Origin of the sequence: Candidatus Viadribacter manganicus, assembly GCF_001679665.1 — a bacterium.
Classification (GTDB): Bacteria; Pseudomonadota; Alphaproteobacteria; order Caulobacterales; family Aquidulcibacteraceae; genus Vitreimonas; species Vitreimonas manganica.
In genome coordinates this window covers 204,782-217,319 of sequence record NZ_CP013244.1, presented here as the reverse complement: position 1 = coordinate 217,319, position 12,538 = coordinate 204,782, and the positions used below count along the sequence as shown (strand labels likewise).

The window sequence follows — 12,538 nt, the reverse complement described above, 5'->3', positions numbered from 1 at the left end:
AATTATGTCGCCCACAAGTATAACTATTGACCGATGTCAATTTTCTACGGTTTTTATTCCTGATTACGCGAGCACAACGCTAATTTTGCTTACAGGCGGCGAGCGAACTATGTTGGGAACAGATTCCAACACCTAGACCCGTGGACCAACGCCGAATGACCCAGGCCGCCGGAAACGCCGCCGAACGCGACCGCTTTTTTGAAGCTTTCTTGGATCGCGTCGATGAGGACGTGTTCTCCGCTATCTCGGCAGAGTTGGGCCGGCAGCAGAAGCAGATTGAGCTCATTGCGTCCGAGAACATTGTCTCGCGCGCGGTGCTGCAAGCGCAGGGCTCAGTTTTGACGAACAAATACGCCGAAGGTTATCCTGGCCGGCGCTATTACGGTGGTTGTGAATTCGTCGATGAAGTTGAGCGTCTGGCCATAGAGCGTGCAAAGCGCTTGTTCGACTGCAAGTACGTCAACGTGCAGCCGCACTCAGGCGCAAACGCCAACCAGGCTGTGTTTTTCGCGCTGCTTCAGCCGGGTGACAAATTTCTCGGAATGGACCTGGCGTGTGGTGGCCACCTCACTCACGGCTCGCCCGTCAACATTTCGGGCAAATGGTTTCATCCTGTCGCCTATGGCGTGCGCGAAGACGATCATCTGATTGACTATGATCAGGTGGCTGAGATCGCCGAGCGCGAGCGGCCGAAGCTGATTATCGCAGGTGGATCTGCATATTCGCGGCAGATTGATTTCAAGCGCTTCCGTGAAATTGCGGACTCAGTCGGCGCTTATTTGATGGTCGATATGGCGCACTACGCGGGGTTGATCGCCGGCGGTGTCTATCCGTCTCCCCTGCCGCATGCGCATGTCGTCACCACGACCACGCACAAAACGCTTCGCGGGCCACGTGGCGGAATGATCCTCTCAAACGACGAGGATCTCGGGAAGAAGATCAATTCGGCAGTATTTCCGGGCCTTCAGGGTGGTCCGCTGATGCACGTGATCGCCGCGAAGGCAGTCAGCTTTGGCGAAGCTTTACAGCCTGAATTCAAGCTCTACGCACAGCGAACGTTGGACAATGCGCGCGCCCTGGCGGCTCGCTTGGTGGAGAATGGCTTGGCCGTCGTGTCCGGTGGCACCGACAGCCACTTGATGCTCGTTGATCTGCGACCGAAACGCGTGACCGGCAAAGCGGGTGAACAGACGCTCGAGAGGGCGCTGATCACAACGAACAAAAACGGTATTCCGTACGATCCGGAAAAGCCGATGGTGACCTCAGGCGTTCGCCTGGGATCGCCGGCGTGCACGACGCGCGGCTTCGGACCGGCCGAGTTCCGCCAAGTCGCGGACCTAATCTGCGAGACATTGGACGGGTTTGCGAAGTCGAATGGCGACAATTCGGCCGCTGAGGCCGCGGTCGCCGCGAAGGTCGAGGCACTCACGGCGCGCTTCCCGATATACAACTGAGCGTGCGGCAGCGCTGATTCGGCGCTCCGCAGGGAGTTCGCCGAATGCGCTGCCCGTTTTGTCAGAACGAAGACACCCAAGTAAAGGACAGCCGTCCGACTGAAGACGGCGCCGCCATTCGTCGTCGCCGTCAGTGCGATAAGTGCGGCTCGCGCTTCACCACGTTCGAGCGGGTTCAGTTGCGCGATCTCGTCGTACTGAAGCGCTCCGGACGGAGGGTGCCGTTCGATCGTGACAAGCTGGCGCGATCGCTTGCGATCGCGCTGCGGAAGCGCCCCATCGAACAGGACCAGATCGAGCAGATGATATCGGGCATCGTTCGTAAGCTTGAGAGTACAGGCGAGAGCGAAGTCCCATCTGAGATCATTGGCGAGATGGTGATGGAAGCGCTGCATCGGTTGGATTCCGTTGCGTACGTTCGCTACGCGTCCGTCTACAAGGACTTCACCGAAGCCTCGGATTTTGCCGATTTCATCGAAGAGGCGGAGAAGAGTCCCACCCGCAAGGGCGGCGACTAGCCGCTCGCGGCTGGCGAGCGCTCTGGACCAGCGGGTGGGGCGCGCGCATGAAGGGCGCGACATGAGCCGCCCACGCGTCACGTTGAAACTTGCCACCTCCCTCGACGGGCGGATTGCGACGGCGGCCGGCGAGAGCCGCTGGATTACCGGCGAGGCGTCGCGTGCGGAGGTTCAAAAGCTGCGCGCTGCGCACGACGCCGTGTTGATAGGCTCCGGCACCGCGCGCGCCGACGATCCTGAACTATTGGCCCGCACGACTCCGCCGCCAACGCGCCAACCCGTTCGCATAGTCGTGGACACCGAATTCTCGCTGCAACCTCCCGGAAAGCTGTTCGACACGCTCGATCGCGGGACCTTGCTGGTCATTGGCGCTGGCGATGGCGACACAACGCGGCGCGACGTGGTTGAACGCGCGGGCGCTCGTACGGCAGGCGTGGCGCGTGGGCCGCAGGGTATAGATATCGAAGCGGCGCTGTCGGTGATGGCTGAGCGTGGCGTCGGCCACGTTCTGTGCGAAGGCGGAGGGCAGCTCGCGGCCTCGCTTATCGCCGCGGAAGCGGTGGATCGGCTTGAATGGTTTCGTGCGCCAATTTTGCTTGGGTCTGAGGGCCGTCCTGGCGTAGCGGCGCTGATGTTGAGCAGCCTTGCGGCAGCTCCGGCATTCCGCCGCGTTGCATTGCGTGAACTGGGACCCGACATCTGGGAAAGTTACGAGCGGATTTCTTGATGTTCACTGGCATTATAACGGCGCTTGGCGAGGTGAAGGCGGCGGAGGCGCTGCCTGGCCTGACGCGCCTAACGATCGCTGCCCCGTACGCGAGTGCCGAGATTGGCGCGAGTATCGCACATGACGGTGTGTGTCTAACAGTCGTTGAGACAGAAGCGCATCAGAACGGCATGAGCTACGTCGTTGAGGTGGCGGCCGAGAGTTTGGCGCTGACAACGATGGTCGCGTTGAAGCCCGGAGATCGCGTCAACTTGGAAAGATCGCTGCGAATTGGCGATGAGCTCGGCGGCCATATCGTGCAGGGACACGTTGATGGCCTGGGTGAGGTGCTTTCGGTGCGCCGGGACGGTGAAGCTTGGCGGATCCGTATTCGCCCTCCCTCCGAGATATCGCATCTCATTGCGCAAAAGGGCTCAATTGCGATTGCGGGAGTGTCTTTGACGGTGAACGAAGTCGACAACGAGGGCTTTGGCGTCTTGATTATTCCTCACACTTGGGCGGTGACGACGCTGTCGCAACTCAAGGCTGGCGATAAAGTGAACCTGGAAGCCGATATGATGGCGCGCTATGCCGCTCGTCTCGTTGAAGCGCGGAGAAATGCGTAATGGCGGCCAAGCTGTCCCCGGTAGAAGAGCTGAAGCGCGCCATCTCCCCAATTGCGGAGATCATTGAAGAAGCGCGCCAAGGCCGCATGTTCATTCTAATCGACGAGGAGGATCGCGAGAACGAGGGCGATCTCATTATTCCCGCGCAGTTCGCGACGCCCGACAAGGTGAATTTTATGGCGCGCTTTGGACGAGGCCTCATCTGCCTTGCGCTGACGCCTGATCGCACCGAAGCTCTCGGCCTCGATCCAATGACGCCGCGCAATCAAACGCGGATGGGGACGGCGTTCACGGTATCGATTGAAGCACGCGAAGGTGTCTCAACCGGTATTTCTGCGCATGATCGTGCGTTGACCATCGCCACGGCTATCGATCCTACAAAGGATCGCCGCGATATCGTCTCTCCAGGACACGTCTTTCCTCTGACGGCTCGCGATGGCGGCACTTTGGTGCGCGCGGGGCACACCGAGGCGAGTGTCGACATCTCACGCGCGGCTGGGCTCAATCCATCCGCTGTGATTTGCGAGATCATGAATGATGACGGCACCATGGCGCGTTTGCCGGAGCTGATCGCGTTCGCGCAGTTTCACAACCTGAAGATCGGCGCCATTGACGAACTCATTGCCTATCGTCGCGTGAATGAGCGCTTGGTTGAGCAGGTCGCTGAAGCGCCGTTCGACACGCGCACCGGCAAGGGCTTCAGGCTCGTCGTTTTTCGCAACAAGCTCGACGGTGTAGAGCACGCGGCGTTGGTCAAAGGCGACATCAATGCCGAGAAGCCGACGCTCGTTCGTGTGCATCGTATTGACTTTGCCGCCGATGTCATGGGCGGCTATGGCGGCCGCGCTGGTTTGATCGATCGTGCGGTCGCGGAGATCGAAGAAGAAGGCGCCGGAGTGGTCGTGCTTCTGCGCGATCTGGTGCCGGATGTTATTTCGCGCCGTCTGAGCGGCGAGCCATTGGAATTCGAAGCGGATGACATCCGCCGTGTCGTTGGATTGGGGTCGCAGATTTTGCGTGAACTTGGTGTGGGTCGCATGACGGTGTTGGGCGCGCCGCAAAAACTTGTTGGCTTGGACGGCTATGGTCTCACCATTGACGGTTGGCGTGAGTTCAAGTCGTGAAAGATGTTGCTGAAAAATCGCCGGCGACCAAGTTGCCAGGTGCGAAACTGTTGTTGGTCGTGTCGCCGTACTATCGAGGCGTCGCCGACATGATGCAGCGGGGGGCAGAAAAGGCCGCGGCGCAGGCTGAGGTCACGCTCGATCGAATCTTCGTGCCCGGCGCGTTTGAAATCCCGGCGGCTATCGCCCATGCAGCGAAGGCCAATGTCTATGATGGCTTCGTTGCGCTTGGATGCGTCGTGCGCGGTGAGACCAGTCACTATGATTATGTTTGCGGCGAGAGTGCGCGTGCTCTGATGGATCTCGCGACGATCGATGGGCTCGCCATTGGCTACGGAATCTTGACCGTGGAGAACCTGGAGCAAGCGGAAGTGCGCGCTGAGCCGGCGCGTGGTGATAAGGGCGGTGAAGCAACGAAGGCGGCGCTTTCAATGATTGCGATTAAGCGCCGTTTCGCAGGCGCCGTGAAATGAGCGCTCATAACAATTTATCCCGAAGCATCGCTCGCCTCGGAACAGTGCAGGCGCTCTATCAGATGGAAGTATCTGGGGCGACAACCGCTGAAGTGATTGCAGACTTCGCAGATGGAAAGCTGCCGCGCCAGACAGAAGCGTCTTACACGGACTCTGAAGGCGATCTCGACTTGTTCAAATTGCTTGTCGAGAAGGCAGTTGATCGTCAGGCGACGTATGATCGGACAATTGCCAGACATCTCGGCAAGGGTTGGCGTCTCGAGCGCATAGACGCCGTTGCGCGCGCGATACTCCGTGCGGGTGCTGCAGAGTTGGAGCAACGAACTGATATTCCGGTTGCTGTTGTTATCGATGAGTACGTCGAGGTGGCGAAAGCGTTCTTCGAGGGGCCTGAGCCGGGCTTCATAAATGCGGCCTTGGACGCTGCAGCGCGCGACTTGCGTCCGACCGAACAAGGCGCATAAGCGGTCGTCATGTCGGCTGACGAATTCTCCGTGATTCGAGATCTTTTCGCGCCGCATGCGACGAGCGAAAGCGCGCGTGCGTTGCGAGATGACGTCGCTGTGCTCGAAGCTGGGAAGTTCGTCGTAACAACGGACACTATTGTTGAGGGCGTGCATTTCCTGGCCGGCGATCCTATCGAAACGATCGCGATGAAGGCGCTGCGTGTGAATGTTTCAGACATCGTCGCCAAGGGCGCAAAACCAACGTCTGCGCTATTGAACTTATCCTGGAGCGATACTCGCGAGGCGTCGCAAATTGCCGAATTTGCTTCAGCCTTCGGACGTGACCTGAAGTTCTTCGGTATTGAACTCATTGGCGGGGACACGACATCTACGCCCGGGCCGTTGACCATCTCCGTGACTTTGCTTGGCGAGCCTCTGGGCGTGCGCGTCCCGGCCAGAGCTGATGCTCAACTTGGCGAAGATGTCTGGTTGATTGGTGGCGAGATTGGTTCTGCATGGCTCGGTCTGCAATTGCGGAAGGGAGCGCTCACGCTTGATCGCCTGCGCCAAGGCCGTGACGATATGCAAGTGCAGATGGACTCGCGGTCGCTGGCGCGGGACATGCCGGATTATCTGAAGCTACCGGGCGAGGATTTCGACGCAGAAGCCGGATGGCTGATGACTGCATATCTTGCCCCGTTTGTGCGTCCAGAAAGTGCAATCATAGTTTCAAAGTTTGCGTCGGCGTCGATGGATATTTCGGACGGCCTGGTGGCTGATGCTGGCAAGCTTGCCGCCGCGTCTGGGGTAGCGCTGAGGCTTGAAGTGAACGCGGTTCCGTTGTCCATCGCGGCCGAACGTTGGGCGTTCACCGGCGGCAACGTTTGGGACCTGATCACGGGTGGTGACGACTACGTCGTGCTGTTTACCGCCCCCCCCGAGTTACGCGGCGCCATAGAGAGCGCTGAGGTCGGCCAGGCGCTCCGCTTAGCGCGTATTGGAGCGGTAGAGGCTGGTTCAGGTGTAACGGTCGTCAATCGTAAGGGCGAACCTCTTGCCATTGCGGCCACGGGATATTCCCACAGGCTTGGCCGGTAACTTCTCGCTAACCGATGCGGCGGACGATCCCGCCGAATGAAAAAGCAACATGCCGTCGCCCGTGCGATCGCCGCGGCTATGATCGCATCGACCCTGTTGGCGGGGCTGGCGAACGCGTCGGGTCCTGCGGCGAAGTCCAAAGCCAAGGGCGACGCCGAGGAGGGCGAGCAGCTCTCGTCACGTTCAATGGACGCGCCCTACCTTGCTGTGCCGGTGGTCCGGAACGGGGAGCTGGTGAATTATCTTTTTGTCTCGATCCGCATCGAGATCGCTCAAGGCGTGGATCTTTGGCGCACACGCGAACGTGCGCATTTTCTGCGCGACGCCTTGGTGCGCGCCAGTCACGCCAACGATCTGGTGGACCCCAACGATTCCAACGCCTTGAACGAGCCGCGCGCGCTTGAGGTGTATCGGGCCGCTGCAATTCAAGCGCTGGGCGAGAATGCGGTCGGCCCGATCACGGTTGTGGCGACCTACTCCAGCCAGGGCTCCGGCATTTAAGCCCTGGGCCTACCCCGCCATTGCGGAATCTGACGGCTTTTGGCAGATAGCCGCGCACCTGAGGGGGAAGCGTTTCCGCAGACGGACTGTCGCGGGGCGGCCAACCCAATTCCCCAACCCGGCGCCGTCCCTCTGGCGCGCGCCCAGGACCTCACAGCATGAGCAATGATCTCATCCTTTGGCTGGTGGTCGCCGCGGGTATCGTCGCGGCGATTTACGGCTTTCTAGAAACACAGGCCATCACCAAGGCCAGCGCCGGCTCTGACCGGATGAAAGAAATCGCGGCGGCGATTCAAGAAGGCGCGCGCGCCTATCTGAATCGTCAATACCGCACTATCGCGATCGTCGGCGTTGGCGTCGTCATCGTTCTGGCGATTCTGTTCCAGAACTGGCAGATCCCACTGGGCTTCATCATCGGTGCGGTGCTCTCGGGCGCTGCGGGTTTCATCGGCATGAACGTGTCGGTGCAGGCGAACGTGCGCACGGCGGAGGCATCACGTCACTCGCTCGCGGGCGGTCTGAAGATGGCGTTCAAAGCCGGCGCCGTGACGGGCATGCTCGTCGCCGGTGGCGCGCTTTTTGGCGTTTCCTTCTACTATCTCGTACTGACGCAATGGCTCGGCCTTGAGCCGACCAGCCGCATCGTTGTCGATTCACTCGTCGCGCTTGGCTTTGGCGCTTCTTTGATTTCGATCTTCGCTCGTCTCGGCGGCGGCATCTTCACGAAGGGTGCTGACGTTGGCGGCGATATGGTCGGCAAGGTCGAAGCTGGCATTCCGGAAGACGATCCGCGTAACCCAGCGACGATCGCTGACAACGTCGGTGACAACGTCGGCGATTGCGCCGGCATGGCCGCCGACTTGTTCGAAACCTACGCGGTGACCGCGGTTGCGACGATGGTGCTGGGCTCAATCCTTTTCCGTGAAGCAACGGAAGTTTCGACCATCATGATGTTGCCGCTCGCGATTGGCGGTCTTGCCATCATCGCCTCGATCGTCGGCACGTATTTCGTAAAGCTCGGCCCGTCCAACAACATCATGGGCGCTCTCTACAAGGGCCTCGTCGTTGCGGGCGTTCTCTCGTTCGGTGGCTTGCTCCTTGCCATTCAGGCGACGGTTGGCTTTGGCGCTATTGCTCCGAGCTTGGGCCCGACGTCGGACTTTGCCGGGATCACCGGACAAGACCTGGTCGTCTGCGGTCTGGTTGGCTTGCTCGTTACAGGCGCGATCGTCTGGATCACGGAATACTATACGGGCACGGGCTTCCGTCCTGTGAAGAGCGTCGCCGAGGCCTCTAAGTCGGGCCACGGCACGAACGTCATCCAAGGTCTTGCGGTCTCGATGGAAGCGACGGCGCTCCCGGCGATCACCATCGTTGCTGGCATCGTTGCGTGCTTCACGCTTGCCGGCCTCTTCGGTATCGCCATTGCTGTCACGACCATGCTCTCGGTCGCGGGCATCATCGTTGCGCTCGACGCGTTTGGTCCAGTCACGGACAACGCCGGCGGCATCGCCGAAATGGCGGAATTGCCAAAGGAAGTACGTGTTACGACCGATGCGCTCGATGCGGTTGGCAACACGACGAAGGCGGTCACGAAGGGCTACGCGATCGGATCGGCCGGTCTTGGCGCCTTGGTGCTGTTCGCTGCTTATGTCGAAGACCTGAAGTACTATGCGGCCAACGCTGCGGAGTATCGATTCTTCGACGGCGTCGCGCCGGACTTCTCGCTGAACAACCCGTACGTGATTGTCGGCCTGTTCGTTGGTGGCTTGCTGCCGTATCTGTTCGGTGGCTGGTCAATGACGGCGGTTGGTCGCGCAGCTCAGGCGGTGGTTGAAGAAGTCCGCCGTCAGTTCCGCGAGATCCCTGGCATCATGGAACGCACTGCTAAGCCGGACTACGGCAAGGCAGTCGACATCCTGACGCAAGCGGCGATCAAGGAAATGATCGTTCCCTCGATGCTGCCGGTTCTCGCACCGATCGCGCTGTTCTTTGGGGTGTGGGCCATCGCTGGCCAAAGCCAGGCGCTTGCTGCTGTTGGCGCGCTGCTGGTTGGCGTGATCGTGACGGGTCTCTTCGTTGCGATCTCGATGACTTCGGGCGGCGGGGCTTGGGACAACGCCAAGAAGTTGATCGAAGAAGGTCATCACGGCGGCAAGGGCTCCGACGCCCATAAGGCTGCCGTCACCGGTGACACCGTCGGCGATCCCTACAAGGATACGTCTGGTCCGGCTGTGAACCCGATGATCAAGATCACGAACATCGTGGCTTTGTTGATGCTTGCGGTGCTTGCGCACTGGAATGGCTGATCAGCGATAAGCTGAAAAGCAAACGCCCCGGCAGTGATGCCGGGGCGTTTTTCATTGTCTCTCGCTCTAAATCTTTAGCGCTGGTTCGGTCGGCCGCCGCGCTCTTCAAGTTGCACCGGCGGGGCGCGGCCGACGTTGCCGAGCAATTGTTCCAGAACGCCCAGTTCGCGGCCGCGGGTTGGCGTTTCGTGATCATCGTAAGCGACGAGCCGGCCGCGTTCGAGACCATACTTCTCGACGCCTGAGACAGTATCGCCATCAAAGCGCACGACCATGACGCGCCGTTCGGTGATGCGCGGCGTATAGAACGCAACGCTCTCTTGAACTGAGCTGACGTAGTACCAAGCGGTCTGATCGAAGACCGCCGTCGTCGAAGGAGAGCCGAAGCGCTGCACGACGGTGTCGCGCGTGTCGACGCCGACCTGCGGATCAGGGATTTCCTGGTTGTTGCGGTCCGGCAAGAAGCCGTTGTAGGTCTGCGTCGGCGCGCACGCCGAGGTTGCCGCAGCCGCAGCAACGAGAGCCACCGCCGAAAGACGCAAAAGTCCGCGCTTCATCCGTCACCCTTTTGGGCATCATGCCCACTGGCAAACGGGGTACGGCGTGCCGGGCGGGCGGGCAAGAGGGGAGCACAGGGCAAGGCATGCCGATCTGGCCTTTTCACCGGTCGCGAGCAGAGACGGACGCCGGGGCGCTGCTTTCGGCTGTCACCCAAGCCAGCCGAAGACCCGAATTGTTCGGGGAGGACCGGGTCCCCGACACGATGGACGGGCGGTTTGAGGTGATCGCGCTTCATGGGGTTTTGACCATCTTGCGCCTCCAATCGGAGCCAGGCGCCCGACCATTGGCCCAGGCATTTACGGACCGACTCTTCAGCCTGATTGACGCTGGTTTGCGAGAGGCTGGCACAAGCGACACCGCCGTCCCCAAACGCATGCACAGGCTTGCGGGCAATTTCTATGGCCGTCTCGATGCCTACGGTGCGGCGCTTAAGGACCATGCGCGTCTTGAGGTAGCGCTGGCTCGCAACGTTTGGGGTCTGGAGTCACACCCGTTCGCTGGGCAACTTGCGCAGCACGTCTCAAAGTCAGCGCGGACGCACGCCGACGCTCCGATTTCGGCCATGTTTGCACCCGAGGGCTGGCCTGCACTTTGAGCAGGGCAGTTTGGCTTTCCGCCTTGGCGGGACTATGGTCCGGCCACTTGGCCAGAGCCGGCTGAGGCGATCAGGACAACCACGCTAAATGACGAATGGTCTCGTTCTTTCCATTGACGGGATGGGAGGCGATCACGCGCCGGACATTGTTGTTGAGGGCGTAGATATTTTTGCGCGCTCGCACCCGGATGTGCGCTTTCTTGTTCACGGCGATGCCGCTCGTTTGAGTGTCCTTATGGACAAACACGACGCGGCGAAGGCGGCCTCTGAAGTGGTGCCCGCCGAGAAGATGATTGGCATGGAAGTGAAGGCGAGCCAGGCGCTCCGCCAAGGCAAAGGCTCAAGCCTCTGGAACGCCGTGCAGGCGGTTGAGACGGGCGCGGCGCATGCGGTTGTTTCCGCCGGTAACACCGGCGCCTACATGGCGATCGCGATGTTCCGCTTGCGCACGATGGAGGGTGTCCATCGTCCGGCGCTGGCGACACGTTGGCCAACCATGAAGGGTGGCTACACCGTCATGCTGGACGTTGGCGCCAACGTCGAAGCAGATGCTGAGCAGCTGGTTGAATTTGCGATCATGGGGGAGGCGTTTTCACGAGCGGTCTCAGGCGAGGCGCGCCCGAAGGTCGGTCTGCTGAATGTCGGTTCCGAGGATCAAAAGGGCCACGAGGAGATCCGGAATGCGGCGAAGCTCATTCGTGAAGCGGGGGTTGATCTCAATTTCCACGGCTTCGTCGAAGGTGACGACATTGCCAAGGGAACCGTCGATGTTGTCGTGACGGATGGTTTTACCGGCAATATCGCACTGAAAACCGGCGAAGGCACCGCCCGCTTGGTCGGCCAGTTGTTGCGTGAATCGCTGACGAGCGGACCTCTCGCACAGCTCGGGGCGTTGATCGCCTATCCCGCGCTCAGGAAGCTTCGCAAACGCATGGATCCGGGAACGTTCAACGGCGCATTGTTTCTCGGCCTCAATGGATTGGTCGTGAAAAGTCACGGCAGTGCGAACGCGAGCGGATACGCCGCCGCGATTGGTGTTGCTGAGAAGCTGGCGCGCAGTCATTACCGTGAAGAGATTGTTTCAAACATAGCGCGTCTCGCCCACGCGAATGCTGCGGCCGCTGCATCGGCGGGGAACGCCGACTAATGGCGCTCCGATCAGTTTTGACGGGCGTTGGCTCGCATTTGCCGCAACGCATTTTGACTAACGCGGAATTGGCCAAGCGCGTCGACACGAGCGATGAGTGGATCGTCGAACGGACAGGCATCCGGCAACGTCATATCGCGGCTGATGGTGAGAGAACGTCCGATCTTGCATGCGGAGCGGGCGTCCAAGCCCTCCAATCTGCAGGTCGCGACGCCAAAGACATCGACCTAATCATCGTCGCAACGACAACGCCTGACCTTACATTCCCTGCAACCGCCGCGCGCGTGCAGGCTGAATTGGGGGTGGTCAACGGCGCCGCTTTCGACCTTCAAGCCGTGTGCTCCGGCTTCATCTTTGCGTTGGCGACGGCTGACAATTTCTTGGCGCGCGGCCAAGCCAAGGCAGCGCTCGTAATCGGGGCCGAGACCTTCTCGCGCATCATGGATTGGGAAGACCGAGGCACCTGTGTCTTGTTCGGCGATGGCGCTGGCGCCGTCGTGCTTGAAGCGCGCGAGGAGCGGAGCGATCGCGGCGTCATCTCGACGTTCCTACGCACCGATGGGCGCATGCATGATCTGCTTTACGTCGATGGTGGCCCGTCACAGACCCAATCCGTCGGCAAGGTGCGGATGATCGGCAACGCCGTTTTCCGCCAGGCGGTCGAACATATTTCTGGGGCGATGCTTGAGGCGTGCGCGCGCGCCGGCGTCGCGCTGGATGAAGTGGACTGGTTCGTGCCGCACCAAGCCAATCAGCGCATTCTTGATGGTGTCGCTCGAAAGCTCGGCATCGATGTGGATAAGGTCGTGTCGACGGTGGCGCTGCACGGCAACACGTCTGCGGCCTCCGTGCCATTGGCGCTGGATGTGGCGTCTCGTGACGGGCGCATCAAAAAGGGCGATCTGGTGCTAATGGAAGCGCTGGGCGGCGGTCTAACCTGGGGCGCCGCCCTCGTTCGAATGTGAACGCCGCCGCAACAA

The 12,538-nt window shown here is 60.5% G+C and carries 14 protein-coding genes; 13 read left to right on the top strand and 1 reads right to left on the bottom strand.

The window, feature by feature from the left end:
• The first annotated feature begins 155 nt into the window (after positions 1 to 155).
• The 10 genes from glyA (at position 156) to ATE48_RS01115 (ending at position 9,255) form a co-directional block, all read left to right on the top strand.
• Positions 156 to 1,454 carry a serine hydroxymethyltransferase gene (gene glyA, locus ATE48_RS01160; protein WP_066767030.1) on the top strand — a complete coding sequence of 433 codons (1,299 nt, stop codon included), beginning with the start codon at positions 156 to 158 and terminating at the stop codon, positions 1,452 to 1,454.
• A 44-nt stretch (positions 1,455 to 1,498) separates the two neighbouring features.
• Positions 1,499 to 1,972 (top strand): transcriptional regulator NrdR, encoded by a 474-nt coding sequence (nrdR, locus tag ATE48_RS01155; protein WP_066767027.1) that lies wholly within the window; start codon positions 1,499 to 1,501, stop codon positions 1,970 to 1,972.
• Positions 1,973 to 2,033: 61 nt separating this feature from the next.
• Positions 2,034 to 2,699: a RibD family protein gene (locus tag ATE48_RS01150; RefSeq protein WP_066774467.1), complete on the top strand. Its 666-nt coding sequence runs from the start codon at positions 2,034 to 2,036 to the stop codon at positions 2,697 to 2,699.
• The gene (locus ATE48_RS01145; protein WP_066767024.1) at positions 2,699 to 3,304 is read left to right on the top strand and encodes a riboflavin synthase; all 606 of its coding nucleotides are present in this window, start codon (positions 2,699 to 2,701) and stop codon (positions 3,302 to 3,304) included. The genes ATE48_RS01150 and ATE48_RS01145 overlap by 1 nt, the downstream gene beginning before the upstream one ends.
• Positions 3,304 to 4,428, top strand: coding sequence for a 3,4-dihydroxy-2-butanone-4-phosphate synthase (ribB, locus tag ATE48_RS01140; RefSeq protein WP_066767021.1), 1,125 nt, complete (start codon positions 3,304 to 3,306; stop codon positions 4,426 to 4,428). Before ATE48_RS01145 ends, ribB begins: the two co-directional genes overlap by 1 nt.
• Positions 4,425 to 4,901 carry a 6,7-dimethyl-8-ribityllumazine synthase gene (ribH, locus tag ATE48_RS01135; RefSeq protein WP_228126727.1) on the top strand — a complete coding sequence of 159 codons (477 nt, stop codon included), beginning with the start codon at positions 4,425 to 4,427 and terminating at the stop codon, positions 4,899 to 4,901. The genes ribB and ribH overlap by 4 nt, the downstream gene beginning before the upstream one ends.
• The gene (gene nusB, locus ATE48_RS01130) at positions 4,898 to 5,365 is read left to right on the top strand and encodes a transcription antitermination factor NusB (protein WP_066767018.1); all 468 of its coding nucleotides are present in this window, start codon (positions 4,898 to 4,900) and stop codon (positions 5,363 to 5,365) included. The genes ribH and nusB overlap by 4 nt, the downstream gene beginning before the upstream one ends.
• Before the next feature lie 9 nt (positions 5,366 to 5,374).
• Complete coding sequence (locus tag ATE48_RS01125; RefSeq protein WP_066767015.1) at positions 5,375 to 6,445, top strand: thiamine-phosphate kinase; 1,071 nt, start codon at positions 5,375 to 5,377, stop codon at positions 6,443 to 6,445.
• A gap of 36 nt (positions 6,446 to 6,481) precedes the next feature.
• Positions 6,482 to 6,946, top strand: coding sequence for a hypothetical protein (locus ATE48_RS01120; RefSeq protein WP_066767013.1), 465 nt, complete (start codon positions 6,482 to 6,484; stop codon positions 6,944 to 6,946).
• Positions 6,947 to 7,104: 158 nt separating this feature from the next.
• Positions 7,105 to 9,255: a sodium-translocating pyrophosphatase gene (locus tag ATE48_RS01115; RefSeq protein WP_066767011.1), complete on the top strand. Its 2,151-nt coding sequence runs from the start codon at positions 7,105 to 7,107 to the stop codon at positions 9,253 to 9,255.
• Between the two features lie 74 nt (positions 9,256 to 9,329).
• Here ATE48_RS01115 and ATE48_RS01110 read toward each other — a convergent pair whose 3' ends face one another.
• On the bottom strand, positions 9,330 to 9,812 hold the full coding sequence (locus tag ATE48_RS01110) for an outer membrane protein assembly factor BamE (protein WP_066767008.1): 483 nt from the start codon (positions 9,810 to 9,812) through the stop codon (positions 9,330 to 9,332).
• An 86-nt stretch (positions 9,813 to 9,898) separates the two neighbouring features.
• Here ATE48_RS01110 and ATE48_RS01105 point away from each other — a divergent pair, with 86 nt between their 5' ends.
• From ATE48_RS01105 to ATE48_RS01095, 3 genes are all read left to right on the top strand, one after another.
• Positions 9,899 to 10,411: a ubiquinol-cytochrome C chaperone family protein gene (locus tag ATE48_RS01105; RefSeq protein ID WP_228126726.1), complete on the top strand. Its 513-nt coding sequence runs from the start codon at positions 9,899 to 9,901 to the stop codon at positions 10,409 to 10,411.
• Positions 10,412 to 10,499: 88 nt separating this feature from the next.
• Complete coding sequence (gene plsX / locus ATE48_RS01100; RefSeq protein WP_083197096.1) at positions 10,500 to 11,558, top strand: phosphate acyltransferase PlsX; 1,059 nt, start codon at positions 10,500 to 10,502, stop codon at positions 11,556 to 11,558.
• Positions 11,558 to 12,523: a beta-ketoacyl-ACP synthase III gene (locus ATE48_RS01095; protein WP_066767002.1), complete on the top strand. Its 966-nt coding sequence runs from the start codon at positions 11,558 to 11,560 to the stop codon at positions 12,521 to 12,523. The genes plsX and ATE48_RS01095 overlap by 1 nt, the downstream gene beginning before the upstream one ends.
• The last annotated feature ends 15 nt before the right edge of the window (positions 12,524 to 12,538 follow it).

Coding starts and splice junctions, on each gene's coding strand:
- glyA (WP_066767030.1), top strand. CDS start 156: ATGACCCAGGCCGCCGGAAACGCCGCCGAACGCGACCGCTTTTTTGAA.
- nrdR (WP_066767027.1), top strand. CDS start 1,499: ATGCGCTGCCCGTTTTGTCAGAACGAAGACACCCAAGTAAAGGACAGC.
- ATE48_RS01150 (WP_066774467.1), top strand. CDS start 2,034: ATGAGCCGCCCACGCGTCACGTTGAAACTTGCCACCTCCCTCGACGGG.
- ATE48_RS01145 (WP_066767024.1), top strand. CDS start 2,699: ATGTTCACTGGCATTATAACGGCGCTTGGCGAGGTGAAGGCGGCGGAG.
- ribB (WP_066767021.1), top strand. CDS start 3,304: ATGGCGGCCAAGCTGTCCCCGGTAGAAGAGCTGAAGCGCGCCATCTCC.
- nusB (WP_066767018.1), top strand. CDS start 4,898: ATGAGCGCTCATAACAATTTATCCCGAAGCATCGCTCGCCTCGGAACA.
- ATE48_RS01125 (WP_066767015.1), top strand. CDS start 5,375: ATGTCGGCTGACGAATTCTCCGTGATTCGAGATCTTTTCGCGCCGCAT.
- ATE48_RS01120 (WP_066767013.1), top strand. CDS start 6,482: ATGAAAAAGCAACATGCCGTCGCCCGTGCGATCGCCGCGGCTATGATC.
- ATE48_RS01115 (WP_066767011.1), top strand. CDS start 7,105: ATGAGCAATGATCTCATCCTTTGGCTGGTGGTCGCCGCGGGTATCGTC.
- ATE48_RS01110 (WP_066767008.1), bottom strand. CDS start 9,812: ATGAAGCGCGGACTTTTGCGTCTTTCGGCGGTGGCTCTCGTTGCTGCG.
- ATE48_RS01105 (WP_228126726.1), top strand. CDS start 9,899: ATGCCGATCTGGCCTTTTCACCGGTCGCGAGCAGAGACGGACGCCGGG.
- plsX (WP_083197096.1), top strand. CDS start 10,500: ATGACGAATGGTCTCGTTCTTTCCATTGACGGGATGGGAGGCGATCAC.
- ATE48_RS01095 (WP_066767002.1), top strand. CDS start 11,558: ATGGCGCTCCGATCAGTTTTGACGGGCGTTGGCTCGCATTTGCCGCAA.